At 63.7% G+C, this 24,547-nt stretch carries 21 protein-coding genes; 13 read left to right on the forward strand and 8 right to left on the reverse strand.

All coding sequences use genetic code 11. The annotated features are described in order from the left end of the window. Window positions 1-60: 60 nt before the first annotated feature. Both AC3QL2_RS21030 and AC3QL2_RS21035 read right to left on the reverse strand, forming a co-directional pair. Window positions 61-1,803, reverse strand: a complete 1,743-nt coding sequence (locus AC3QL2_RS21030) for a PHA/PHB synthase family protein (protein ID WP_493232755.1) — start codon at window positions 1,801-1,803, stop codon at window positions 61-63. Between the two features lie 18 nt (window positions 1,804-1,821). Beyond that, window positions 1,822-2,154, reverse strand: a complete 333-nt coding sequence (locus AC3QL2_RS21035) for a DUF1840 domain-containing protein (protein ID WP_493232754.1) — start codon at window positions 2,152-2,154, stop codon at window positions 1,822-1,824. 238 nt (window positions 2,155-2,392) lie between these two features. Here AC3QL2_RS21035 and AC3QL2_RS21040 point away from each other — a divergent pair, with 238 nt between their 5' ends. Genes AC3QL2_RS21040 through AC3QL2_RS21050 form a run of 3 tightly spaced genes read left to right on the forward strand, consistent with a single transcriptional unit; the run spans window position 2,393 to window position 5,036 of the window. Next, on the forward strand, window positions 2,393-2,635 hold the full coding sequence (locus AC3QL2_RS21040; protein WP_493232753.1) for an ElaB/YgaM/YqjD family protein: 243 nt from the start codon (window positions 2,393-2,395) through the stop codon (window positions 2,633-2,635). A gap of 36 nt (window positions 2,636-2,671) precedes the next feature. Continuing rightward, window positions 2,672-2,896, forward strand: coding sequence for a CsbD family protein (locus tag AC3QL2_RS21045; RefSeq protein WP_493232752.1), 225 nt, complete (start codon window positions 2,672-2,674; stop codon window positions 2,894-2,896). 43 nt (window positions 2,897-2,939) lie between these two features. Continuing rightward, entirely contained in the window at window positions 2,940-5,036 is a 2,097-nt protein-coding gene (locus AC3QL2_RS21050) for a putative bifunctional diguanylate cyclase/phosphodiesterase (protein ID WP_493240295.1), read from the forward strand. A gap of 56 nt (window positions 5,037-5,092) precedes the next feature. Here AC3QL2_RS21050 and AC3QL2_RS21055 read toward each other — a convergent pair whose 3' ends face one another. After that, on the reverse strand, window positions 5,093-5,452 hold the full coding sequence (locus tag AC3QL2_RS21055) for an OmpA family protein (protein WP_493232750.1): 360 nt from the start codon (window positions 5,450-5,452) through the stop codon (window positions 5,093-5,095). A gap of 54 nt (window positions 5,453-5,506) precedes the next feature. Beyond that, a complete protein-coding gene (locus AC3QL2_RS21060) occupies window positions 5,507-5,710 on the reverse strand; it encodes a DUF4398 domain-containing protein (protein WP_493240297.1) in 204 nt (67 codons plus the stop codon). 451 nt (window positions 5,711-6,161) lie between these two features. Here AC3QL2_RS21060 and AC3QL2_RS21065 point away from each other — a divergent pair, with 451 nt between their 5' ends. Both AC3QL2_RS21065 and AC3QL2_RS21070 read left to right on the forward strand, forming a co-directional pair. Beyond that, entirely contained in the window at window positions 6,162-6,650 is a 489-nt protein-coding gene (locus AC3QL2_RS21065; RefSeq protein ID WP_493232748.1) for a hypothetical protein, read from the forward strand. Window positions 6,651-6,701: 51 nt separating this feature from the next. After that, window positions 6,702-8,414 carry an ABC transporter ATP-binding protein/permease gene (locus tag AC3QL2_RS21070; RefSeq protein ID WP_493232747.1) on the forward strand — a complete coding sequence of 571 codons (1,713 nt, stop codon included), beginning with the start codon at window positions 6,702-6,704 and terminating at the stop codon, window positions 8,412-8,414. Window positions 8,415-8,444: 30 nt separating this feature from the next. On the opposite strand, the gene AC3QL2_RS21075 is transcribed toward AC3QL2_RS21070, so the two are convergent. Both AC3QL2_RS21075 and AC3QL2_RS21080 read right to left on the reverse strand, forming a co-directional pair. Beyond that, window positions 8,445-8,591: a lmo0937 family membrane protein gene (locus AC3QL2_RS21075; protein ID WP_139379550.1), complete on the reverse strand. Its 147-nt coding sequence runs from the start codon at window positions 8,589-8,591 to the stop codon at window positions 8,445-8,447. 136 nt (window positions 8,592-8,727) lie between these two features. Beyond that, window positions 8,728-9,108, reverse strand: a complete 381-nt coding sequence (locus tag AC3QL2_RS21080; protein ID WP_493232745.1) for a hypothetical protein — start codon at window positions 9,106-9,108, stop codon at window positions 8,728-8,730. Between the two features lie 503 nt (window positions 9,109-9,611). Between AC3QL2_RS21080 and AC3QL2_RS21085 the strand changes: the two genes are divergently transcribed. Beyond that, window positions 9,612-18,446 (forward strand): glycoside hydrolase family 94 protein, encoded by an 8,835-nt coding sequence (locus tag AC3QL2_RS21085; protein WP_493232744.1) that lies wholly within the window; start codon window positions 9,612-9,614, stop codon window positions 18,444-18,446. A 71-nt stretch (window positions 18,447-18,517) separates the two neighbouring features. Here the strand turns inward: AC3QL2_RS21085 and AC3QL2_RS21090 are convergent, their stop codons facing one another. Then, window positions 18,518-19,408, reverse strand: a complete 891-nt coding sequence (locus tag AC3QL2_RS21090; protein ID WP_493232743.1) for a LysR family transcriptional regulator — start codon at window positions 19,406-19,408, stop codon at window positions 18,518-18,520. A gap of 105 nt (window positions 19,409-19,513) precedes the next feature. Here AC3QL2_RS21090 and AC3QL2_RS21095 point away from each other — a divergent pair, with 105 nt between their 5' ends. From AC3QL2_RS21095 to AC3QL2_RS21120, 6 genes are all read left to right on the forward strand, one after another. Beyond that, the gene (locus AC3QL2_RS21095; RefSeq protein ID WP_493232742.1) at window positions 19,514-20,584 is read left to right on the forward strand and encodes an alkene reductase; all 1,071 of its coding nucleotides are present in this window, start codon (window positions 19,514-19,516) and stop codon (window positions 20,582-20,584) included. Between the two features lie 11 nt (window positions 20,585-20,595). Continuing rightward, entirely contained in the window at window positions 20,596-21,423 is an 828-nt protein-coding gene (locus AC3QL2_RS21100; protein WP_493232741.1) for a pirin family protein, read from the forward strand. A 71-nt stretch (window positions 21,424-21,494) separates the two neighbouring features. After that, on the forward strand, window positions 21,495-22,079 hold the full coding sequence (locus tag AC3QL2_RS21105; protein ID WP_493232740.1) for an isochorismatase family protein: 585 nt from the start codon (window positions 21,495-21,497) through the stop codon (window positions 22,077-22,079). A 232-nt stretch (window positions 22,080-22,311) separates the two neighbouring features. Further along, entirely contained in the window at window positions 22,312-22,584 is a 273-nt protein-coding gene (locus AC3QL2_RS21110) for a hypothetical protein (protein ID WP_493232739.1), read from the forward strand. Beyond that, window positions 22,559-22,966 carry a flavodoxin family protein gene (locus tag AC3QL2_RS21115; RefSeq protein WP_493232738.1) on the forward strand — a complete coding sequence of 136 codons (408 nt, stop codon included), beginning with the start codon at window positions 22,559-22,561 and terminating at the stop codon, window positions 22,964-22,966. Before AC3QL2_RS21110 ends, AC3QL2_RS21115 begins: the two co-directional genes overlap by 26 nt. 202 nt (window positions 22,967-23,168) lie before the next feature. Next, window positions 23,169-23,732, forward strand: a complete 564-nt coding sequence (locus AC3QL2_RS21120) for a lipid-binding SYLF domain-containing protein (RefSeq protein WP_079436031.1) — start codon at window positions 23,169-23,171, stop codon at window positions 23,730-23,732. A gap of 220 nt (window positions 23,733-23,952) precedes the next feature. On the opposite strand, the gene AC3QL2_RS21125 is transcribed toward AC3QL2_RS21120, so the two are convergent. Then, window positions 23,953-24,111 carry a DUF3309 family protein gene (locus AC3QL2_RS21125; protein ID WP_493232737.1) on the reverse strand — a complete coding sequence of 53 codons (159 nt, stop codon included), beginning with the start codon at window positions 24,109-24,111 and terminating at the stop codon, window positions 23,953-23,955. Window positions 24,112-24,367: 256 nt separating this feature from the next. Between AC3QL2_RS21125 and AC3QL2_RS21130 the strand changes: the two genes are divergently transcribed. Next, on the forward strand, window positions 24,368-24,520 hold the full coding sequence (locus AC3QL2_RS21130; protein ID WP_493232736.1) for a YMGG-like glycine zipper-containing protein: 153 nt from the start codon (window positions 24,368-24,370) through the stop codon (window positions 24,518-24,520). Window positions 24,521-24,547: the final 27 nt, after the last annotated feature.

A 24,547-nucleotide genomic window follows, 5' to 3' on the forward strand; every position in this document is an offset into this window, starting at 1 on the left:
TTCCTGTTCGAAGCGAGCCGTACTGACCGGTCGCGTCTGCCGCAGTGCGAGCAGCCCTGATCAAACTTGCCGCACATATGTGCCCGGTGCGGCGCATAAGGAGGACAGGCCGGCCGCAGTGTTGCCCATCGAAGGTGGCGCGGTGTGCTCGGCTGAATGGGCGTTGAGCCATGTGATCCATTCCGGCCACCAGGAGCCTTCATGGGTGGGGGCCGCAATGAGCCATGCCTCAGGGTCGAAATAGCGGCCGTCGCGGGGGCGGGTGAGCACCTGATAGCTGCGGCCGGGTATGCCTGGCGGATTGACGATGCCGACGTTGTGACCGCCGGAACTGAGCAGGAAGGTAATCGGAACATCGGCGAGCAAGTGCAGTTTGTGCACCGAACGCCATGGCGCGACGTGGTCCCGCCGTGTGGCAACGCAGAAGATCGGGCAGGTTATGTCCGTCAGTGCCACAGGTTGCGTACCGACCGGGTAGCGGCCGCTGGCCAGATCGTTGTTGAGGAACAGACGTCGCAGGTACTCGGTGTGCATGCGGTAGGGCAGACGGGTTCCGTCGGCATTCCAGGCCATGAGGTCGCTCATCGGATGACGATCGCCCATCAGGTAGTACTTCAGCAGTCGCGACCACACGAGATCACGGGAATTGAGCAGCTGGAAGGCGCCAGCCATCTGCGTGGTGTCCAGGTATCCCTGGTCCCACATGATGTCTTCCAGGAAGCTGACCTGGCTGTTGTCGATGAACAGGGCCATCTCTCCTGGCTCAGTGAAGTCGGTCTGTGCCGCCAGCATCGACACCGAGGCCAGGCGCGCGTCGCCGTCCCGCCCCATGGCCGCGGCGGCAATCGCCAGAAGGGTGCCGCCCAGGCAATAGCCCGTGGCGTGGATCTCTTGTCCTGGTACCACGGTGTTGATCGCATCGAGCGCATCCATCACTCCCAGGCGCAGGTAGTCATCCATGCCCAGGTCGTAACCTTCGGGGCCAGGATTGGCCCATGAAATGGCGAACACCGTATAGCCCTGGCCCACCAAATAGCGAATCAAGGAGTTGCTCGGCGAGAGATCGAGGATGTAGTACTTCATGATCCATGACGGAACGATCAGGATCGGCTCGGGCCGCACCTGCGGGACGGAGGGGGCATACTGGATGAGTTCGATCAGGCTGTTCCGGAAAATTACCTGGCCCGGCGTGACGGCTACCTCATGCCCTGCCCTGAAGGCCTGTGCCCCTGGCGGCCCGGATTTCGACTGTTGGTGCTGCACATCGGCCATCAGATTACGCAGGCCCTGGATCAGGTTGGCGCCACCAGTTTGAGCGGTACGCTCCAGCACCTCCGGGTTGGTCCACAAAGAATTGGCCGGCGACATCATGTCCAGAAGTTGCCTGACAGTGAAGCTGACGACATTCTCATGGTGAGGCGACACGCCGCGCACGCCGGTTGTTGCCTTTTTCCACCACTCTTCGGTTAGCAGGAAGGACTGGCTCAACACATTGAACGGCCAGGTCTGCCAGCCAGGGTGGGTGAAACGGCGGTCAGGTAGGAATGGATCCCGGCCCAGAGTGCCGGGTGGCCGGGGGGACTGCTGCAAATGGCTGGGAAGCAGCATGAAGGCTTTGGCAAGCTCCTGCGCGAGCTTGGCCTGTTCTGCCGGATTGTGCGAGAGGTGTATGAGCCAGTCTTCGAAGGCCATGAACAGAGCCGCAGGTGAGATGCCGCCTGTCAGATGTGCGAGTTGGGCGTGGGCGAAGCGGTCGAGATTGCTGCCAGGCAAGGGCGTCTTGGTGGTGGGAACCTGTTTCATCGTGAATCTAAGGAGCAACTACACGCCCCAAGTGACTGGAACCCGCTCTTGCAGCGAACGTTCCAGTACTTCAAGCAGGGGCACGGCGCATTGGTGAAAGCTGACGGCATCGCTTTCATCGCTACCATCCTCGGCTGTCGCTTGCCGCATCTTGCTGTCGTCTGTCGCGCAGATCGTCACATCTTCTTCAATGGCTTGACGCAGTTGCTTTATGGCGGAGGGCAGCTGTTCCACGGTAACGATGCCCTGCCCGTCGCTACTGTCCTTGCCGAGCACGTCAAGCATCTGCCGGGCGTCCTTCTCGAAGGTGATGAGATCGCCGCAGGCGGCGGATTTGAAGATGATCAACATGGCGTGGTTCCTCCATTCGGCAACGGTTCATTGTGACTGTGGCTCATGGGTCCCATCTGTTCGCTAGCGCACATGGAACGCCCGACGCTGTTGCCCGAAATCACATCCATTCCAACTTTGTACGTTTGCGTACCGACACGCTGATGGCGTGGTAGGAGGATGCACCGGGGTGTCGCCGTGGGGGCTGCTCCGCCGTTCGCCCATGTGTTCCATCGTTCCATCCATATAAGGAGACATGATGACTACCGAAACCAACGTAGTTCCCGGTACTGACTCCAGCGTCCGTGATGTGCTTGACAAGGCTCAAGCTTGTTATGACGGTACCCGGGACCGACTTGCAAACCATGCTCACCGTGCCGCCGACGCCACCCAGAATTACGTCAAGGAGAACCCCTGGCAGGTGCTGGGCGGTGCTGCTGTCGCCGGCTTCCTGATCGGCTTTTCTGCTCAGTCGCCGTTGATTTGCGGCTTCGGCTGGTAATCCTGCCGTCCAGTGGATGAACTCAAGGAGTTGGAAATGAACTGGGATATCGTTGAAGGCAATTGGAAGCAGTTCAAGGGCAAGGTCAAGGCGCAGTGGGCCAAGCTCACCGACGACCATCTGGACGTGATCGCCGGCAGGCGCGACGAACTGCTAGGCAAGGTCCAGGAAACCTACGGCGTTACCAAGGATGAGGCTGAGGCGCAGATCAAACGCTTCGAGGAACTCAACAGGGACACTACGCCGAGAAGCCCGTCCTGACCTTGCTGTTGCTGCCCTTATGAGCACGCAGCCTTCCGGTGCGTTGAAGGTCGATTTCGGCGCCATTGTCGAGGCAGTCCCGCTGGGCGTCCTTGTCACGGACGCTGAGGGGCTGTGTGTCCATGCGAATCCCGCCTGTCGACGGATTTTCGGGCTCGTGGAGGCGCAACTGCTGGGCCGTGATTGGCGCAGCTTCATATGTCCGGACGATCAGCCACGCGTTCTGGCCGAATGGCGGGTGGCTGCCGCAGAGCACCAGCCTTTCCGTGTGGAGGCCCGCCTGCTGTGCGCCGACGGCAGCTTGGCGTGGATACGTCTGAATGCAGCCAGGCATGGCCTGGGGCCGCCATTTGGACATGTGCTGACGGTTGAAGACATCGCGGATCGCAAGTCTGCCGACAGCGTGTTGAGGGTCGCTGAGGAAGCGCTGTTTGCGGAGAAGGAACGGGCCCAGGTGACTCTCAACTCCATCGGCGACGCAGTGCTTACGACGGACATTCCGGGTAACGTCACCTACATGAACCTGGTGGCGGAAAGGATGACCGGGTGGTCGCGGGAGGAGGCCATCGGGAGACCTTTGGCTGAAGTGTTCCGCATCGTCGACGGCACAAGCGGAGAAATAGCGGCAAACCCGGCCCATCTGGCCATGCATGAGGATCGCACGGTCGGTCTGGCGGCCGACTGCTTACTGCGGCGGCGGGATGGCGTTGAGGCCTCCATCGAGGATTCGGCGGCGCCCATCCATAACCGGGACGGCCAGGTGGTGGGCGCAGTGCTCGTATTTCACGATGTGAGCGAATCCCGCGCCATGGCGGTCAAGATGTTCCATCTGGCCCACCATGATTTTCTGACCGGCCTGCCCAACCGGGCCCTGCTGACGGAGCGCCTGGCCCAGGCCATCGGGCTGGCCCGGCGGCGGCACAAGCAGGTGGGCTTGCTGTTCCTGGACCTGGACTACTTCAAGCACATCAATGATTCCCTTGGGCACGCGGTCGGTGATCAGCTGCTGAAATCGGTGGCTGATCGCCTGATGACCTGCGTGCGCGTCACCGATACGGTGTGCCGGCAGGGGGGCGACGAGTTCGTCATCCTGCTGTCGGAGATCGAGCACCTGCAGGATGCCACCCGGGTCGCCGACAAGCTGCTACTGGTTTTTTCACAGCCGCAGCTGATCGACGGCCACGAACTCCACGTGACCCTGAGTATCGGCATCAGCGTATTTCCCGATGACGGCGACAACCCGGAAACCGTGATGCAGAACGCCGACACGGCGATGTACCACGCCAAGGCGAGCGGCCGGAACAACTGGCAGTTGTTCCGGGGAGATATGAATACCCGCGCCGTGCAGCGCCAGTTCATCGAAAGCAGCCTGCGCCGTGCATTGCGGCAGGATGAGTTCGTGCTCCATTACCAGCCGCAGATCGATCTGAAATCAGGGGCATTGACCGGTGCCGAGGCTCTGATCCGCTGGCAGGACCCGAAGCTGGGCCTCATCCAGCCGGCGCAGTTTGTGCACATCGCGGAGGAGTCGGGCTTGATCGTGCCGATCGGGCGCTGGGTCATGCGGGAGGCGTGCCGGCAATTGAAGGTCTGGCAGGATGCAGGTTTGAGGACGGTTCCGATTTCGGTGAACATTTCGGCGATGGAGTTCCGTCACAAGGGCTTTCTCGAGGGGGTGGCCCTGATCCTTGCAGACACCGGCCTGGCGCCACAGCTGCTCGAACTGGAGCTGACGGAGAGCATCCTGATGCACGACGCCGAAGCCTCGGCCGTGGTCCTCATCGCCCTCAAGGCTATGGGCATGCACCTGGCCATTGATGATTTTGGAACCGGTTATTCAAGCCTCAGCTATCTGAAGCGTTTCCCCATCGATACCCTCAAGATCGACCAGTCCTTCATACGAGATGTCGCCACCAACGCGGACGACGCCACCATTGTCAGCGCGATGATCGGCATGGGCCGCAACCTCAAGCAGCGGGTTGTCGCCGAAGGGGTGGAAACCCTTGAGCAACTGGCCTTTCTGCGCGCCCAGCATTGCCACGAAGGGCAGGGTTTCCAGTTCAGCCATCCCCTGGGTGCAGCGGACTTCGGGGCTTTGTTGGCTAATGGAAAGCACCCGTTGAGTCCGCCGGGTGCTTAGGATTGGGAGCCCCCACTGCCCGGCGTCGGCGGGCAAAGCGGGAGGCCATGGCTCGATCAACGGGAAGAAATATTGCCGCTTTCATCCGACAGGATGATCTCGACGCACCGATTCATCTGGCGACCGCTGGCGCTGGCATTGCCTGCCACCGGATAAGCCTCGCCATAGCCGCGGGCACTGAGGCGCTCACTGCCGATCCCCATGCTTGTCAGCGCGTTCATGACGGAATCCGCGCGCCGCTCCGACAGAGCCTGGTTATGGCTGTCACTGCCGGAGCTGTCGGTGAACCCTTCTATCACTGCCTTGCGCTGCGGATTGTCCTTGAGAAAGACGACCAGCTTTTCCATATTGCGCATGCCGCCGGCCTTGAGTTCGGCGCGGTTGGTGTCAAACAGCACATCACCGATGGTGATCACGATGCCGCGGGGCGTTTGCTTGTTCGGTCATGGTCATTCCTTTTATGCGAGCAATCATTTGTTCTTGCGGTCGAGTTCGTCGCGCAGTACGCGAACTCCTTCCTGCAATTCTCCGGCAGCCTTGCGCGCCTTGCCGGAGCGGGATTTGGCTTCGGCCAACTGGGCGTCCACCTCGGTCTCCTGGGCCAGGTTGCGTGCGTTGTCGAAGTCTTCCCGCGTCATGGCCAGGCGGGCCTGGTCGAGCTTTTCCCGCGCCATCTGTATCTCGGCGGGGCCAGCGTAGCTGCGCCGGCGCTGTCGGCCCGGCTGACCGCTGCAGCCGAAACGGCCAGTTGCTCGGTAGGTGCCGGTGTGCTCGCACAGCCAGCAGCATCGACGCACCGAGGATCAGGACCGGCAGGGCCGTTCGCCCAGTGCCGGGGTAGCACTTTGGCCTGCGAAGCGTCTTCATGGTCTGTTCCCTTCATGGAATGAATCGGGTGATCGGCCTGATCGCAGTGGGTGAGACTCGGCTATGTGGGGGATCACTGGCGAAGCGTGGACGGGAAGCGATCGCGGGTTGGTACGCTGGCGTACACGGTGCCGGCCCCTACGCCCCTATGTTCGGCGCCAGACGGAGCATCTCCGAGGCCAGGCTTAGGCTTGCGCCATCGGGTAGATGCATCCAGCACGTCAGACCACCCATGCCCGACACTTTCAGGAGCGAACGATGAAAATCAAGCTATCGGTGTTTGGGTTCCGCTGGCGCCGGGCAGGGCTCCGGCGGCCCATACCGGCCGGGCTGGTCGGTCTTTTGTCCTTGATCTGCGGAGCCCGGATACAGGCGGGTGAAGGGAGACCACCGCTTGTTCGCAGTGCCGTGGTCAGCGCGCCGTCGGAGACCATTGCCTGGATGAGCGGCGGGGTGGGGGAAGCGGATCGTGCCGAGATGCGCAGGTCGGCTGCGGCCTACAATGTGTGGGTGGTATTCAGCGACCGTAGCGGTCACTATCTGGCGAATATTCCGTTCACCGTGGAGGGAACGGGCGGGCGGCGCAGCTACACCGCCGTCAGCGAAGGTCCGCTGCTTTATCTCAAGCTACCACCCGGGGACTACCGGATGTCCGCCCGCATCGACGGTGTGTGGCAGCGCCAGCGTCTCCAGGTCGAGACGACCGGGCAACCCGTGCGGATGTCGTTTGTCGCGACAGGCCGGTGATCGAAGGATACGGCGCATGGGTTTGATCGGGCGCGGGGAGGTGCCTTGCAAATGCAGACGATTCCCCTTGACCGGGCGCTCCTGGCGCGCTTCCGGGCGATTGCCGCCCCCTACTGGTTCAGCGAGGAGAAAGTGTTCGCCCGGGCTCTGCTGGCCCTGCTGGTGCTGCTACTGCTGGGGCAGGCCTTGTTCGCGGTGCTGCTCAACGGGCAGACGGGGGAATTCACCTCCGCACTGGCGGCAAAGGATGGGGCCCGGTTCTGGTTGTCAATCGAGCGGTGTTTCGGGGTGCTGGTGTTGGGCGTGCCGGTTTATGCCTTCTACTATTACGTGCGGGACACGCTCGGCCTTCGTTGGCGACGCTGGCTGACCCGGGCCTATCTAGGCTCCTATCTGGGAAACGGCGTCTATTTCCGGCTCGATGCCAGCTCGGGGATCGACAATCCCGATCAGCGTATTGCCGACGACATCAATACCTTCACCCAGAAGTCACTCCAGTTCCTGCTGGTGCTGGCTGGCGCCGTATTGCAACTTGCGGCCTTCGCCGGCGTGCTGTGGTCCATCTCCCGGGGCCTGGTTCTCTTCCTGATGATCTACGCCTTCATCGGGACGCTGATCACTGTCGTGCTCTTCGGCAAGGTGCTGATCGGGCTCAATTTCTACCAGCTCAAACGGGAGGCGGATTTCCGCTTCAGCCTCGTGCGTATCCGCGAGAACGCAGAAGCCATTGCCTTCTACGCCGGAGAAAAACTGGAGGCCCAGCAGGTCGAGCGGAATTTCGGTGAGGTGTTCCGCAATTTCAGCAGGCTCATCCAGGTTCAGCTCAAGCTGAACATCTTCCAGTACGCCTACAGCTTCATGACCATCATCCTGCCCAGCGTAATCATCGCAGACCGGGTCATTTCCGGTGAGCTGGAGGTCGGCCACGCGATTCAGGCAGCGGGCGCCTTCGCGGCGATCCTGGCTGCTCTCACCGTGATCGTCGACAACTTCGAGAGCTTCAGCAAATTTGCAGCCGGAATCGAGCGCCTGGACAGTTTCGCCGGGGTCATGGACGGCCGGGCCGGGGTGCCCAGGGAAGAGGGCATTGCCATCGTCGAGGACTCCCGGGTGGTGATCGACCGCCTGACCCTGTGGACACCGAACAGGGAAAGGCCGTTGATCGTCGATCTTTCCCTGGCAATCGAGCCGGGTGGGAGCCTGATGATCGTCGGTAGCAGCGGTTGTGGAAAGAGCACCTTGCTCCGCGCCATTGCCGGACTATGGCGTGCCGGCGCGGGGCGCATCGCCCGTCCGGCGGCTGGGGACATGCTGTTCCTGCCCCAGCGCCCCTATATGCTGCTAGGCAGCCTGCGCAACCAGCTGCTGTACCCGCGGCAGGATCGGCCCGTGTCGGACGAGGAATTGCTGGATGTGCTGGCACAGACCAACCTGCCGTATCTCGCGGCGCGTGTCGGTGGCCTGGACGGCGAACTGGATTGGGCGAAGGTGCTGTCGATGGGCGAGCAGCAGCGGATCGCCTTCGCCCGCCTGCTGCTCCTTTCCCCCCGTTATGTCATCCTCGACGAGGCGACCAGTGCGCTGGATGCAAGTAACGAGGAGCACCTCTACCGACTGCTCGCCGCCAGTGGGATTGCCTTTGTCAGCGTCGCCCATCGTGCCTCGATCCGGCCATATCACCGCCAGGTATTGGAGTTCGGCGAAGCCGGATGCTGGGTGCTGCATGGGGCGCGCGACGGCAGATCGGCTCATCCCCTGGCCTGAGCCGGACGGCAAGGCCAGCGGCTGCGCTCATCAACCGCGGCGCCCGCTGATCACCTGAAGCAGGACGACGACGATGGCGATCACCAACAGAATGTGGATGAAGCCCCCCAGAGTGGTCGAGGTGACCAAGCCGAGCAGCCACAGGATGAGCATTACGATGGCAATGGTATAGAGCATGGCGGCCTCCATTGTTGAGCTTGTGGTCTATCTGTCGGGCGGCCCATTTCCCCGCGGGCGAACAGCGCCAGACTGGTTTTCCTCCTGGATTGCGCCTCCCGTGTCAGGTGGATACCCGCACGGGGGGCCGCTGCTCTTATTGCCCGTAACGCGTCTTGGCCGCGCTGATACAGCTTGCCTTGGCATCGCCCGCAAGGGCATCGCACTTTTCCTTCGCCACGGCATAGGCGGCTTCGGCCTGGGCCAGGCGGACCTCGTAGCTGTGCTTGGCGGACGGTTCGTACTTTGCTTCGAGTTCGGCTTTGGCGATGCTTTCCCGGCCTTTGGCCTCTTCGATGCAGATGTCCTGGGTGTTGCCGCGCATGGATTTGCATGCGGCCTTGTCGGACTTGTACTTGTTCGATGCCTCATCTTTGCCAGCCTGGTACTCGGCCTTTGACAGAGGGGCTCCGACGGCTGCGGCACTAAAGGCGAGGCAGAGGCTGGTGGCGATGGCTGCGAGCTTGAGGTTTTTCATTGTCGATCCTTTATGGCTAGGTATTGATCTGCTGCGCCTGGGAATGCATGGAACCGTTCAGGGCTTGTGCCCGATACGGCTTGGGGCGCAGTTGAAGAATGGGGCCTGGTCTCGGTGGGGTCGGTGCGTTGGAACACACAGCCGATGACCCGCGCATCCGCAGGACTTCCTTATGTGCGAGAGCGCACCGACCCACGCAGGGCGGGGCGCTAGGCTTCGCGGGAGGTTTCGCCATGTTCTCTTGCGCTTTGACGACGGGCTGTGGGTTGGCCCGGCCGTGGCGCGGGGGCATGCCTGTTTGCCGCCAGCACGGTTGAAGGCTAGGCACTCCGGTCCATCGCCAGCCGTTGCATGGCGAACGGCGGAAGGTTCCCCATGCCAACAATCCTGTTCCGATACCCGTCGTCCTCCGCCCGTCTGTACGACAACATGCTCATGCTTTCCTGGTGGGGCACCTGCCCGGCGGTCCTCGCGCTCGGGGCCTTGCCGCGCGCAGCTTTGCGGTGAGCGCGCCGAACATGCGCTACAAGCCGCTGAAGACCTTGTTCTTCCGCAAGCTGAAGGCCCACGCGCCTGCGGTTGACGAGCCCCCGCTGCGGGCGGAACTGTTCAGCGCCGACCAGATGGCCTTGCATGGCAAGGCGCTGGCCAGTGCCCACACCCTGGCACATGGCCCGTCTGTGCCCGATCGCTTGCTGGCTCGCCTGGCGGACAACGAACGAACGCTCTTCGAGGTCTGTCGTCTGCTCACCGAGGCGGTCGCCGACAACCGGCGCATTGCGCCGGCCGGCGAGTGGCTGCTCGACAATTTCTATCTCATCGAAGAGCAGATCCGCATGGCCCGGCGGTTGCTGCCGGAGGGGTACAGCCGCGAACTTCCGCACCTGAACGGCGCGGCGGCCCTGGCCGGTCGGCCGCGGGTGTACGACATCGCCCTTGAGGCCGTCGCCCATGGCGATGGCCGGGTGGACGCGGAAAGCCTGGGCCGCTTCGTTGCGAGCTACCAGAGTGTCGCGCCGCTCAAGCTGGGCGAGTTGTGGGCGATTCCGATCATGCTGCGCTTGGCGGTCATCGAGAACCTCAGGCGGGTCAGCGTGGGGATCGCGGCCGGCTGGGGCGAACGGGGGCTGGCCGACACTTGGGCGGACCGGATGACCGATGCTGTCGAGACCGACGCGAAGGACCTGATCCTGGTCGTTGCCGACATGGTCCGCTCGGAGCCGCCGATGGCCGGTGCCTTTGTCGCCGAGTTGGCGCGCCGCCTGCAGGGACGGGGACCCGCACTGGCCTTGCCGCTGAGCTGGGTCGAGCAGCGCCTGGCCCAGTCCGGCCTGAGCATCGCCGGCGTGGTGCAAGCGGAGAATCAGCGCCAGGCCGCCGACCAAGTCTCCATCAGCAACAGCATCGGTAGCCTGCGTGTGCTGGGGGCGATGGACTGGCGGGATTTCGTTGAGAGTCAGAGCATGGTCGAGCAGACCCTGCGCGACGACCCCGGCGGTGTCTACGTACGGATGGACTTTGCAACCCGCGACCGCTATCGCCACGCCACCGAAGAGATCGCCAAGAAGAGTGCCCTCACCGAGCATGAGGTGGCCCTGAAGGCGGTGGACCTGGCCCGGGCGTCAGGCGCTGGCGACGCAAGAACCGCCCATGTCGGCTATTACCTCATCGATGCAGGCCGGTCTGAACTTGAGCGGGTGGCGGGGACGCACCCCGGCGCCGTGGAGAGCCTGCGCCGGGCGGCATCCCGCGTAGCCCTGCCGCTGTACCTGGGCGGCATCGCGCTGATCGCAGCTATTGTCAGTGCCGCGTTGCTGTACGCAGCCCTGGCGGCCGAATGGCCGGTCTGGGCGTTGCTGCCGCTCGCGCTGCTGACGCTGCCGGTCACCAGCCAGCTTGCGGTGGCACTGAGCAACTGGCTGGCCACCTTGCTGGTGAAGCCGCACTCCTTGCCACGGATGGATTTCTCGACCGGCATTCCGGCGCAATGTCGCAGCCTGGTGGTGGTGCCAACGATGTTGAGCAATCCGGCGGGCGTCGCAAACCTGCTCGAAGCGCTGGAGGTCCGCTTCCTGGCCAACCGGGACGGCAGCGTGCATTTCGGCCTGCTCACTGATTTCCTCGATGCGCCGCAGGCCTCGCTCCCCGCGGACGATGCGCTGGTGGCGCAGGCACGGGCCGGTATCGAGGCCCTCAATGCGAGCTATGCCGCGGAGGGGCAGGACATCTTCTTCCTGTTCCACCGGCCGCGGCGCTGGAATCCGCAGGAGCGTAGCTGGATGGGCTGCGAGCGCAAGCGCGGCAAGCTGGCCGACCTCAATGCGCTGCTGCGCGGCAGCGGCGGCGAGGGTTTTGCGACCATCGTCGGCGACACCGCGATTCTGGCCGACGTGAGGTACGTGATCACCCTCGACACCGATACCCAGCTGGCCCAGGACGCGGCACGCCAGTTCGTCGGCGCCATGGCTCACCCGCTCAACCAGCCGGTCTACGACGACAGGAAAGGGCGGGTCGTGGCCGGTTACGGCATCCTGCAACCCCGCGTGGGCATCAGCCTGCCCGGCGCGAACCGCTCGCGCTACGCCCAGCTGTACGGGGCCGAGGCGGGCATCGACCCCTATACGCGGGTCGTCTCCGATGTGTACCAGGACCTGTTCGGTGAGGGCTCCTTCATCGGCAAGGGCATTTACGACGTGGATGCCTTCGAGCGCGCGCTGGGGGGACGTTTCCCCGACAACCGGATTCTCAGCCACGACCTGCTGGAAGGCTGCTACGCCCGGGCCGGGCTGTTGAGCGACAGCCTGCTCTACGAGGACTACCCGGCCAGTTACAGCGTCGACGTGAGCCGGCGTTACCGCTGGATCCGCGGCGACTGGCAGCTCCTGGCCTGGCTGCTGCCGAAGGTGCCCTGCGCCTGCAAGGACGGCCCCGAGGGTGCCAGTGGGGCCACCACCCACCGCCAGGCCAATCCGCTGTCGCTCCTGTCCCAGTGGAAGCTGGCCGACAACCTGCGGCGCAGCCTTGTGCCGGGCGCGCTGCTGCTCCTGCTGGTGCTGGGCTGGTTGTTCCTGAAACCGCCGCTGCTGTGGACGGCGTCGTTGATCGGCATCCTGCTGTTGCCGAGCCTGTGCGGAACCGTCGTCGATCTGCTCCGCCGGCCGGAGGAAATGCTGCTCAAGCAGCATCTGGTGGTCGTGCTGAACGCGATCTCCCGTCGGCTCGCCCAACTCGGTTTCGAGTTCGCCTGCCTGCCCTACGAGGCCTCCTTCAGTCTCGAGGCCATCGCCCGCACCTTGTGGCGTATGGGGGCGAGCCACCGGAGATTGCTCGAATGGTGTCCGTCGAGCGAGATCGAGCGGGTGCTGGACGCCCGGTCTCGCAACAGCCTGAGCGCGTCCTATCGGCGGATGTCGAGCGCTCCGCTGCTGAGCGTGGCTATTGCGCTCGGCCTGGTCGCCGCGGCACCCGCTGCCCTGGGGGGGGCCGGACCGGTGTTGCTGCTGTGGTTCGCATCGCCTGCGCTGGCCTGGTGGATCAGCCGTCCGCTGGTGGTCCGGAAGGCGGAGCTGACCGCCGAGCAGACCCGCTTTCTGCGTGGGCTGGCGCGGCGCACCTGGTCGTTCTTCGATACATTCGTCGGCCCGGCCGATCACTGGTTGCCCCCCGACAACTACCAGGAGTATCGCGTTGCCACGCTGGCCCACCGCAGCTCACCGACCAACATCGGGCTGGCGCTGCTGGCCAATCTGGCCGCCTACGACTTTGGCTACATCCCCGGTGGCCCGCTCGTAGAACGCACCGCCAACACCCTGCGCACACTGGAAGGGCTGGAGCGCTACCGGGGCCATTTCTACAACTGGTACGACACCCAGACTCTGCAGGCCCTGCAGCCGCTATACATATCGACGGTGGATAGCGGCAACCTCGCCGGCCATCTGCTGACCCTGAGGGCGGGGCTGCTGGCCCTTGCCGATGAGCGGATCGCGTCGCCCAAGCTGTTCGACGGCCTCGGCGACACCGTCGCGCTGCTCGCCGAGACGATTGCTCCGGCCGCAGAGGGCCTGCTGACGGCTTTGGCTAAGGCGCTGGACGCGGTAGTAGCTACGCCGCCAGGCACACTGCCGGCGCTGCGGGCGATCCTTGATGAACTGACCGTTCACGCCGACGGCGTTGTGGCAGATCCCGCAAGTCGGCTTGCCGGCAGTGACTCGGCTCCCACCGCGCTGGAGGCGAGCCGCTGGGCCCGGGCGCTGGCCGGACAGCTCCAGAGTGCCCGGGGCGAAATCGTGTTTCTGGCCCCGTGGCTCGTACTCGGGAAGCCGCCCGCGGGGCTGGACGACGTGCCCGACTGGCTGCTCGGCGAGATCGGACTGCCGACCCTGCGCACATTGGCAACGCTCGACCGTGTGCTCGGCCCGCCACTGCAGGCGCGGTTCGATGGTGCGGGCAGTGCCGCCCAGCGCACCTGGCTCATTGATCTCCAGCACGCGCTCGCCGAAGGGAGCGCCCGCGCCAGTGAGCGCATGGTCGTCATCGAAGCCCTGGCGCAGCAGTGCGTGGCGCTGGCGCAGATGGATTACGACTTCCTGTTCGACGCCTCGCGGCACCTGTTGAGTATCGGCTACAACGTGCAGAACCGGCGCGTGGATGCCAGCTGCTACGACCTGCTGGCCTCGGAGGCGCGCCTGGCGAGTTTTGTCGGCATTGCCCAGGGGGCCTTGCCGAAGGAGAGCTGGTTTGCCCTGGGACGCCTGCTGACCCGGGCCGGCGGCGAGCCGGTGCTCCTGTCGTGGAGCGGGTCGATGTTCGAGTACCTGATGCCGCAGTTGGTGATGCCGACCTACGAGCGCACGTTGCTCGATCAGACCTGCAAGGCGGCGGTTGCCCGCCAGATCGAATACGGCCGGCAACGCGGTGTGCCTTGGGGCATGTCCGAATCGGCCTACAACACGGTCGATGCCCAGCTGATCTACCAGTACCGCGCCTTCGGCGTGCCCGGGCTGGGTCTCAAGCCCGGCCTGGTCGAGGATCTGGTCGTCGCGCCCTACGCTTCGGTGATGGCGCTGATGGTCGCGCCCGTGGTCGCCTGTGCCAATCTCCGGCGCCTGGCTGCCGAGGGTTTCATGGGCCAGTTCGGCTTCTTCGAAGCCATTGATTACACCCCCGCCCGCCAGCGCCGCGGGCAGGCCAGGGCGGTGGTACGGGCCTTCATGGCCCACCACCAGGGCATGAGCCTGCTTGCCCTGGCCTGGCTCATCCTGGATCGTCCGATGCAGCGCCGCTTCGAGTCGGAGCGCCTGTTCCAGGCGGTCATGCCGCTGCTCCAGGAGCGCGTGCCGCGGGCCGCCGGCCTGTTCTCCCATGCGGCCGAGCTCTCTGGTTTGCGTGCGCGGGTCATTCCGCAGGCCGCCCCGGTGCGGATGTTCAATACGCCGGATACCCCCACACCCGAAGTCCAGCTGCTGTCCAATGGCCGTTATCAGGTGATGATCAACAACGCTGGCAGTGGCTACAGCCGCTGGCGCGATCTGGCGGTTACCCGCTGGCGGGAGGACGGTGCGTGCGACGACCAGGGTTCGTTCTGCTATATCCGCGACGTGGCCAGCGGACTGTTCTGGTCCACCGCCCATCAGCCGACCTGCCGCCGGCCAACGGATTATGAGGCGATCCTCTCGGAAGGCCGGGTGGAGTTTCGGCGTTGTGATCCGGTCGAGCCCGACGGCGATATCGAAACCTACACGGAGATCGTTGTTTCGCCGGAAGACGACATCGAGCTGCGCCGCGTTCGCCTGACCAACCGTTCGTCCCGCCGCCGGGAGATCGAGATCACCAGCTACGCCGAAGTAGTGATTGCCCCGCCGGCCGCCGACGCCCTTCATCCGGCCTTCAGCAAGCTGTTCGTGCAGACCGAAATCCTGCCGCAGCAGCAGGCCATCCTGTGCATGCGCCGTCCGCGCTCCCCTGAAGAAGCGACGCCGTGGATGCTGCATGTGATGGCCGTGCATGGCGTGGAGGTGGATGCCGTCTCGTGGGAGACCGACCGCGCCCGTTTCATTGGACGCACGCGGACCACCGCATTCCCCCTGGCCCTGAGCGAAACCGGCGCATTGTCAGGCAGCGCGGGGCCGGTGCTCGACCCGATCGTCGCCATCCGCCAGCGCTTCTTCCTCGACCCGGAGCAGTCCGCCAGTGTCGACATCGTCACCGGTATGGCCGACAGCCGGGACGTGGCCATGTGCCTGGCCAGCAAGTATCGGGATCGCCATCTCGCCGACCGCGTCTTCGACCTGGCGTGGACCCATAGCGAGGTCGAATTGCAGCAGCTCAACGCGGTGGAGGCCGATGCCCAGCTCTATGCCCGCCTGGCCGGCGCTGTGCTGTACGCCAGCCCGGCGCTGCGCGCCGACACCGTACTCCTCGCCAAGAACCGCCGCGGCCAGTCGGGTTTGTGGGGCTACACCATCTCCGGCGACCTGCCTATCGTGCTGCTGCAGATCGGTGATGCCGCCAACATCGAGCTGGTACGCCAGCTCGTGCAGGCGCACGCCTACTGGCGCCTGAAGGGCCTGGCGGTGGACCTGGTGATCTGGAACGAGGACCACGCCGGCTACCGGCAACGTCTGCAGGAGCAGATCATCGACCTCGTCGCCTCGGGCAGCGGCGGTTTGGGCGACCGGCCGGGGAACATATTCGTCCGTCCGGTGGAGCAGATCTCCGTCGAGGACCGGCTGCTATTCCAGGCCGTCGCCCGTGTGATCCTCTCGGATTGCCGGGGCACGCTGGCCGAGCAGCTCGATCACCGGGTGCAGGCGGTTACCAACATGCCGCCGCTGGTGCCGATCCGGCCCTATCGGCCCGAAGTGCCGGGCCGGGTGTCGCTGGCGGTGCCGTCAGATGATGATCTGATCCTTGCCAACGGGCTCGGCGGCTTTACGCCGGATGGCAGTGAATACGTCATTACAGTGCATGCCGCCGATCCGACGCCGGCCCCGTGGTCGAACGTACTGGCCAATCCGCACTTCGGGACGCTGATTTCGGAAAGTGGCGGAGCCTATACCTGGAGCGAGAACGCCCATGAATTCCGCCTGACGCCGTGGCACAACGACCCCCTGTGCGACCCCAGCGGCGAAGCGATCTACCTGCGCGACGAGGAAAGCGGCCGGGTGTGGTCGCCCACGCCCTTGCCGGCGCCGGCGGATGCGGCCTACACGATCCGCCACGGCTTCGGCTACAGCGTCTTCGAAACCCGCGTGGACGGCATCCACGCGGAGCTCACGGTGTTCGTGGCGGTGGACATGGCGGTCAAGTTCTCGCTGCTGAAGTTGAGCAACGAGTCCGGCCGGCGGCGTTATCTCTCGGCCACCGGCTACGTGGAATGGGTGCTGGGCGACCTGCGCGAGAAATCAGCCATGCATGTGATCACCGAGATCGTGCCGCATAGCGGTGCGCTGTCTGCCCGCAACGCCTACAGCATCGACTTCCCGGGCCGCGTCGCCTTCTTCCATGCGGATGATGCTGTCGGCCTGAGTGCTGATCGCAGCGAATTCATCGGTCGCCACGGCTCCCTGCGCAAGCCGGCGGCCATGCAGCGCACCGGGCTGTCGGGACGGGTCGGCGGCGGGCTGGATCCCTGCGCGGCGATCCAGTCGGGCTTCGAACTGGCCGCCGGTCAGACGCGGGAAATCGCTTTCCGTCTTGGTGTCGGTGGCGACGCGGAGGAGGCTGACCGCCTCGCAGCACGTGTTCAGGGCGCCGGCGAAGCACACCGGGCCCTCGATGTGGTACATGCTTATTGGCGCCACACGCTCGGCGCCGTGCACATCGAAACGCCCGACCCCGCGGTCGATGTGCTGGTCAATGGCTGGCTGATCTACCAGGCGCTGGCCTGCCGGCTATGGGCGCGCGGCGGTTATTACCAGTCGGGCGGCGCCTTCGGTTTTCGCGACCAGTTGCAGGACGTGATGGCCCTGGTCCATGCCGAACCTGCCCGGGTCCGTGCCCATCTGCTGCTGTGCGCCAGCCGCCAGTTCGTCGAGGGCGATGTCCAGCACTGGTGGCATCCGCCGATGGGGCGGGGGGTGCGCACCCATTGTTCCGACGACGCCCTGTGGCTGCCGCTGGCGGTGTGCCGGTATGTCGTGGTGACCGGTGATGCCGGCGTGCTCGACGAGACAGTGCCGTTTCTCGAAGGCCGCCCGGTCGATCCGGGGGAGGACTCCTATTACGACCAGCCGGCACCCTCAACCGAGGTCGCTAGCTTGTACGAGCATGGCGTGCGCGCCGTTCGGCGTGCCCTGCGCGTCGGTGCCCATGGCCTGCCCTTGATGGGCTCCGGCGACTGGAATGACGGCATGAACAAGGTGGGGATCGATGGCAAGGGCGAGAGCGTCTGGCTGGGCTTCTTCCTGTATGCAGTACTCGGACACTTCGCCGGACTTGCCGAAGGCCGTGGCGATGCGGCCTTCGCCGCGCAGTGCCGGGACGAAAGCGCGCGTTTGCGCAGCAAGCTCGAAGAGCACGGCTGGGACGGGGAGGAGGGCGAGTGGTATCGCCGCGCCTACTTTGACGACGGCACGCCTTTGGGCTCCAACAGCAACGCCGAGTGCCGCATCGACTCGGTGGCGCAGAGCTGGGCGGTGCTGTCCGGAGCCGCAGCCCCCGCACGGGCGCGCATGGCGATGGAGGCCGTCGATACTTACCTGGTGAGTCGGGTCAATGGCGTGGTCCGACTCCTCGCACCACCCTTTGACACCTCGCCCCTGGCGCCCGGTTACATCCGTGGCTACGTGCCGGGCGTGCGTGAAAACGGTGGGCAATACACCCATGCGGCTGTCTGGGCCGCGATGGCCTTTGCCGAGTTGGGCGACGCGGAGCGCGCCTGGTCGGTGCTGGGACTGATCAATCCGGTCAACCACACCCGCTCGGCGGAAGGCGTGGCGGTTTACAGGCTGGAACCCTACGTCGTCGCGGCGGACGTTTATGCGGCAGAGCCTCACGTGGGACGTGGCGGATGGAGCTGGCACACCGGCGCCGCCGGCTGGTTGTACCGGTTGATCCTAGAGTCGTTGCTCGGGCTGCAGCGCGAAGGCACCGTGCTGCGTCTGGCCCCGCGTCTGCCTGCCGATTGGCCGGGATACACGATCCGTTACCGCTACGGGGAAACGGAGTTCCACATCAATGTCTCGCAGCAGACCACCAACGGTGCGGAGCACGAAGACTCGGGTCTGTTCGTGGACGGCATCGCGCAACACGATGGCAGGATTCAACTGGTCGATGACGGCCGGGTGCATCGGGTCTACTTGAGGTATGGCCGGAATAAGGGAAAAACATATACATAGCCCCTGCTGCTGACTAGACCGCATCAAGGGGGACCAGCGTGAGCAACGGCTTACCGTGGTCGTGGAAACCTTCATGCGTGCGTATGGACGCCAAGCCGTTCCTTCAGGAATTCAATAAACCGCTGTGTCTTGGCTGGTAACAGCCGCGTCTCGGTCATTGCGTAGACGGGGGTGGGGGGGCCCTCCCAATCGGGAAGGACTCGACGCAACCGCTTCTGCGCCACATCGTCTGCCACGATTTCTGCGGGCAGAAGGGCAATCCCTTGGTCGAGTGAGGCCAGTCGCCGGATCAGGCCGACGCTATTGAGCTGGAAGCGGCCGCCGACGTCGATCTCCAGCGACGCCTCCGCCTTGTGCAGCACCCACACATTGGATTTAGCTGTTCGGAATCCGATGCATTCGTGCTTCGCCAGATCGGTGGGGTGGGAAGGCTCGCCAAACTGTTCGAGATAACGGGGTGACGCGTAGAGATGGCATGCCAGGTTGGCCAGCTGCCGTGCGATAAGGTTTGAGTTGGGTGGGTGTCCCATGCGAATGGCCACATCAAAGGGCTCCGCCACGAGGTCGACCACACGCGGGGTCAGGTCAAAATCGAAGCTGATGCCCGGATATTGGCGAGCGAAATCCGCAATCAGCGGCGCCAGATAGATGTTCGCAAAATCCACCGGTAGTGATGCGCGCAGCACGCCACTCGGCTGGGCCAGCAATTCCCCGAGCTGTTCGTGCGCCAGCTTTGCCTCATCGACGATGCGTTTGCAGCGCTCGAAATAGATCTGTCCCGCTTCGGTGAGCTCGATCTTGCGGGTGGTGCGGTGTAGCAACCGCAGTCCGATGGCCTTTTCGAGGGAACTGATTCGGCGGGAAACCGTGGAGTTGGGTATCCCGACCGCCTCCGCCGCATGGCGGAAGCCCCGCGCCTTGACCACCTCAACAAACAAAGCCATGTCATTCAAAAGTTCCACTTACATTGCTCCATTTATGGATCAATTATTTCGATTTTAGGTACTTTATCGCGAATTCACGTTGGAAGATCATGGCTGCACCCCAACTGCACTGAGGACTGCACCATGAGCCAACTCTTCACCCCCGTTTGCATCGGTCGCCATACCCTGCCAAACCGCCTGGTCATGGCGCCGATGACCCGCTCGCGCTCTGACGACGAAGGAATCCCGAGCGACCTGGTTGCCACTTATTACAGCCAGCGCGCCAGTGCCGGGCTGATCATCACCGAAGGGGTTTTCCCGTCGGCGATGGGCAAGGGCTATGTGCGCACGCCGGGCATCGAGACCGACGCGCAGCTTGCTGCCTGGAAAAAAGTGACCGAGGCTGTTCACGCCAAGGGCGGCCGGATCTTCATGCAGCTGATGCACTGCGGTCGCATCTCGCATCCGTCGCTGCTGCCTAACGAGGCCCAGCCCGTTGCGCCGTCCGCGATCAAGCCGGCCGGCCAGACCTGGACCGCCACGGGTCTGCAGGATTTCGTCACGCCCCGCGCACTCAGCCTTGACGAGATCGCGGATGTGATCGACGACTACCGCATGGCCACCCGCCGTGCCCTGGCGGCCGGTTTCGATGGCGTCGAGCTGCACACCGCGTCGGGCTACTTGCCTGAGCAGTTCCTGTCGTCCGGTAGCAACCAGCGCCAGGACCAATATGGTGGTTCCTTACAGAATCGCGCCCGCTTCGTGCTGGATGTTCTGGCCGCCATGGTGGCCGAGGCCGGCGGCGATCGCGTCGGGATCAAGATTTCGCCGGAGATGGGTTTCAACGACATCGTCGATGCCAACCCCCAGGAGACCTACACCTATTTGGTTGAGCAACTGCGTGGCTTCGGTCTGGCGTACCTGCACGTTGCGCTGTTCGGTGCCAAAGTCGATTACCACGCTCTGTTGCGTCCGCTGTTCAACGGCGCGTACCTCATTGGTGGAGGCCTTGACCAGACTGGCGCCGAAGCCGTTCTGGCCGATGGCAGGGCTGACGCGACCGTATTCGGTGGTGCCTTCCTGGCGAACCCGGATCTGCCGGAACGCTTCCGCCAGGGCGTGCCGCTCAACACCCCGGACAAGAACACCTTCTATTCGCCGGGCGCCGAGGGCTACACGGACTACCCGTTCGCGAACAGCCCGAGCACCCACTGAGGTAGGCCGACATGAGCGGGATTGCCCATTTGCAGCACATGAACATCGGTAACGGCTTTCGCGCCTTTACGCTGCGTGGCGACGACATGGCCAGACCCATCGATCCCTTTCTGGGGGTCGATCATGCCTGGATGAGTGCCTCCACCTTTCCCAAGCATCCTCATGCGGGTTTCTCCGCGGTGTCCTACCTGTTTCTCGATTCGGAAACGGGGGTCCGTAACCGGGACTCGCTGGGCACGCGCAACCTCATTCAACCGGGGGGGCTCCACTGGACGGCGGCGGGGCGGGGGATCGTGCATGAAGAGGTGCCTGCCGAAACCGGCAAGACCGTTCATATGCTGCAAATCTTCGTGAATCTGGCGGTGGAGCGCCAGAGCCTCGATCCCTTCTCGTTCAGCCTTGATCCGCAGGATGTGCCAGTCATGCACCTGCCCGGGGCGAAGGTGCGCGTTCCTCTCGGATCCTTTGGTGAGGCGCGCTCCCCACTGCATCCCCCTACCGAGGTTGCGCTGCTCGACATTTCGCTTGATGAGGGTGCCAGCCTGGCCGTCCCCGTATTGCCCGGCCACAGCGCTTTCATCATGCCGATCTTTGGCACGCTGGAGATCGATGGCAAGTCCTTCGACGCCAATGCATCGAGCCTGCCCGTATTTCCGGCTCAGGCGACGTCCCATGAAATCACGCTACATGCGCGGCAGGGCAATGCCAAGGTCGTCCTCTTCTCGGGTGTGCCGCTGCGTCAGCCAGTTCATTGGCACGGGCCGTTGGCTCTAGCGTCAGCCGAGGCGCTGACAACACGCATTACCGCGTATCAGCGCGGGGAGTTCGGTTCGCTTTGACCCCACAAGGGACCGACTGCTAGCTCTCCGTTCAGGGGGCTTCGCCCCATTCATACCGCAAGGAGAAATTCATGAGCTTCGAGAGACTCAACGCTGACAATGCAGCCATGCTGCTGATCGACCATCAAGTCGGCACCATGGGCTGGGTGAAATCGATTTCATTTGAAGAAATGAAGAGAAACGCGCTGATGCTGGCGCAATCCGCCCGTATCCTGAAAATGCCGGTCGTGCTGACCTCCAGCATGGAGGAATACGCTCAGGGGCCCTTACTGAGCGAGCTGGAGACAATTCTTCCGCTTGAATTCGCTGCTCGCGTCAAGCGCTTCGGCATCGTCAATGCGATGGATGACGCAAACTTTGCCGCGGCGGTCAAGGCGACCGGGCGCAAGAAACTGATCATTGCAGGCGTCACCAACGACGTGTGTACCGTCTATCCGGCACTGAGTTTGGTGGGGGATGGGCTCGAGGTGCAGGTTGTCGCCGATGCGGGCGGATCGCCGACAAAAATGGCCGACGACATCGCCTTGCGGCGGATGGAGCGTGCTGGCGTAACGCTGACCAGCACCAACCAGTTGATTGCCGAACTGGCCGGTAGTTGGGTGACGCCAGAGGGCAGCGCGTTGATTCAGGTGTTGATGCCGGCGCTACACGCTTGAGACAGATCGAGAGTCCCTCTTGGAAATACCAGGAGGGACTTTATGCTTGAGTCCGACGGATGAAATGGACCAGCATGCCCCGCGTTGTGTTCGCTAGCGCACGGACGGCCGGGTCGCCGCCTTGTTACGGTCGGCCCCGGTGTTCTGCATTCTGCGAGGAGACGCTTCATGCCACCCACAAACCATTCCCATGCCAGGTCCGCCGATGAGCGGGCGGGCGGGTGAGTCCGGCATGATTCGTGTTCGCGAGGGGCAGGCTCCAGGGCGTCTGGAACGGTCGGCATTTTCGGAGCGCTTCCGGGCCTCTTTCGCCGATCGGGCCTTCAGGGAGGAGGACGAAGCCCTGGCGCGGCTGGAGGAGATCGCCTGGCGGGCTTATGTGGAGGGGCGCAAGTCACTCTCTCAGCAGATGGCCGGGCCTGATTACGCAGATCCGGCTCAGTCCCTGTCGGCGGAATGGGTGGCGGACCGGCAGCGCAGTGTGCGCCGATGGCGGCAACCCTGACCCGACGATCACCTCGGGCAAGGATGCGGACAAGGCAAAGGCACTGGAGATGGCGGGCTGGGACTATCCACGGCATCTGGCGGGGCGTGTCTATGGGGTGGTGGTCCATGGGGATGTGGCGGGCATCGAGGATTCCCGCCGCGGCCTGTCGGACTGGCTCGACTGGATGGGTTTCATCGATGCTGGTCCGTTGGCACGCCTGGACCGTTTCATCGGTTATTACGCGCCCTACGCCGATAGCCACAACACCCTGGACTGGGACGAGCCCATGCAGGAGGACGTGCGCAACGTGGCACGCGCGGTGGCCAAGGCGGTCGAGGAACTGAGGGCCGGAAGACTCCAGGCGGTGCAGCCCGGGCTGTCGCGCCCGCGCGCCAAGTGAAGATGGCGTCTCCTGGCACCCCGCGCCGGTCCGCATGAATGACATGAGGACGCTCTGTTCGTTAGCGTACGGAATCTCCCGGGCGATTGGCGCAGCATGAACACTTGCCGTGTCCAGTCACCGATCCGTTGGACCAGGCGCCGCTTTCCATAAGATTTCCGGAGTCCTTTGGCGATGACGGAATAACGTGAGGGACAGGAACATGACCAATGTACGTCGTAATTTTCACAAGCTCATTCTCGTGACGGCTGCCTCGTTCGCCCTTGGGGGCTTCGGTGCTCCTGCTTTTGCCGCGACCGCAGAGGATCTGAACAAGGATGCGGCCCAGGCGTTGCAGTTGCTGTACAAGACCAACCCGATTGCCGAGAGCATTTCAAAGAAGGCACGGGCGATCCTGGTGTTTCCGAAGGTCATCAAGGCGGGGCTGGTGTTTGGCGGCAGCTACGGTGAAGGTGTCTTGATGAAGGGCTCCACCACCGCAGGCTACTACAACACCGTATCTGCTTCGTGGGGCTGGCAGGCGGGTGCCGAATCCTATGGTTATGTGGTCTTCCTGATGAGTGACAAGGCCGTGCACTACCTGGACAAGTCGCAAGGCTGGGAAATCGGCGTTGGTCCCAGCGTGGTGGTGGTGAATGAAGGCGCTGCCAAGAATCTGTCCACCTCGACCCTCAAGGACGACGCCTATGCGTTCATCTTTGATCAGCAGGGCCTGATGGCCAGCCTCAGCATCGAAGGCACGAAGATCTCCCGCATCAAGCGCTGATCCGGTTCAGCAAAAAGCCGATCACGGCAGCGGAGTGCCCCGTCTTTCCGGGGCGCTCCGCTGCCGTTGCACTATTCGAATGGGGAACATGGGATGAGGGCTGTCCAGCTGGATGTGGCCAACATCGGTGCGGGAACGGCCGACCTGGCTGCGTACCGTGCGGCAAAGGCTGCGTGAGTCAGCGTGCTGACCTGCGGCAACAGATGGGAGCGCAATCATCCTAGATGCGGCCCAACAGCAGCAGGATCACCAGGATCACCACCATCAGGCCAAGCCCGCCGCTGGGGTAGTAACCCCAGCTCCGGCTATGCGGCCAGCTGGGCAACGCGCCGACCAGCAGCAGGATCAACACGATCAGCAGTACGGTTCCGATGGACATTTGATGTCTCCTTGGGCGAGTAATGAGGGTCTTTCAATCCTACTCACCCGCGGAGTGCCGTCTGTGCGCAATCGAACATGCCTTGAAAGCTCCCGGTTGTGTACGTCAACAGACAGACTCCCGCTACAACGTCCTGTAGCTTGAATCCATCCGAGCCACGGGGACCTCAGGTTTTCCCGCAGCGACGGAACGGTATGCCGGGCTCTCCTTGAAAGTGCGGCATATCCCGCCTTGCAAGTTGTCGAGGAGTCCTATCATGAAAAGTACCCATAAACTGACCTTTTGCGCTGTTGCCACGACACTGCTACTGGGGCTGAGCGCCTGTTCCGGAATGTCGGCGCGGGACAAGAGCACTGCGGTGGGGGCCGGTATCGGTGCCGTCGGTGGGCGCGGTGCTGACTGGTGGTAGCACGGCCGGAACGATTGGCGGCGCGGC

This window comes from Zoogloea sp. GW822-FHT05C07 (assembly GCF_058800215.1).

Coding starts and splice junctions, on each gene's coding strand:
- AC3QL2_RS21070 (WP_493232747.1), top strand. CDS start 6,702: ATGCAGACGATTCCCCTTGACCGGGCGCTCCTGGCGCGCTTCCGGGCG.
- AC3QL2_RS21105 (WP_493232740.1), top strand. CDS start 21,495: ATGAGCTTCGAGAGACTCAACGCTGACAATGCAGCCATGCTGCTGATC.
- AC3QL2_RS21110 (WP_493232739.1), top strand. CDS start 22,312: ATGATTCGTGTTCGCGAGGGGCAGGCTCCAGGGCGTCTGGAACGGTCG.
- AC3QL2_RS21095 (WP_493232742.1), top strand. CDS start 19,514: ATGAGCCAACTCTTCACCCCCGTTTGCATCGGTCGCCATACCCTGCCA.
- AC3QL2_RS21045 (WP_493232752.1), top strand. CDS start 2,672: ATGAACTGGGATATCGTTGAAGGCAATTGGAAGCAGTTCAAGGGCAAG.
- AC3QL2_RS21100 (WP_493232741.1), top strand. CDS start 20,596: ATGAGCGGGATTGCCCATTTGCAGCACATGAACATCGGTAACGGCTTT.
- AC3QL2_RS21035 (WP_493232754.1), bottom strand. CDS start 2,154: ATGTTGATCATCTTCAAATCCGCCGCCTGCGGCGATCTCATCACCTTC.
- AC3QL2_RS21065 (WP_493232748.1), top strand. CDS start 6,162: ATGAAAATCAAGCTATCGGTGTTTGGGTTCCGCTGGCGCCGGGCAGGG.
- AC3QL2_RS21130 (WP_493232736.1), top strand. CDS start 24,368: ATGAAAAGTACCCATAAACTGACCTTTTGCGCTGTTGCCACGACACTG.
- AC3QL2_RS21080 (WP_493232745.1), bottom strand. CDS start 9,108: ATGAAAAACCTCAAGCTCGCAGCCATCGCCACCAGCCTCTGCCTCGCC.
- AC3QL2_RS21040 (WP_493232753.1), top strand. CDS start 2,393: ATGACTACCGAAACCAACGTAGTTCCCGGTACTGACTCCAGCGTCCGT.
- AC3QL2_RS21075 (WP_139379550.1), bottom strand. CDS start 8,591: ATGCTCTATACCATTGCCATCGTAATGCTCATCCTGTGGCTGCTCGGC.
- AC3QL2_RS21125 (WP_493232737.1), bottom strand. CDS start 24,111: ATGTCCATCGGAACCGTACTGCTGATCGTGTTGATCCTGCTGCTGGTC.
- AC3QL2_RS21030 (WP_493232755.1), bottom strand. CDS start 1,803: ATGAAACAGGTTCCCACCACCAAGACGCCCTTGCCTGGCAGCAATCTC.
- AC3QL2_RS21060 (WP_493240297.1), bottom strand. CDS start 5,710: ATGGCGCGGGAAAAGCTCGACCAGGCCCGCCTGGCCATGACGCGGGAA.
- AC3QL2_RS21120 (WP_079436031.1), top strand. CDS start 23,169: ATGACCAATGTACGTCGTAATTTTCACAAGCTCATTCTCGTGACGGCT.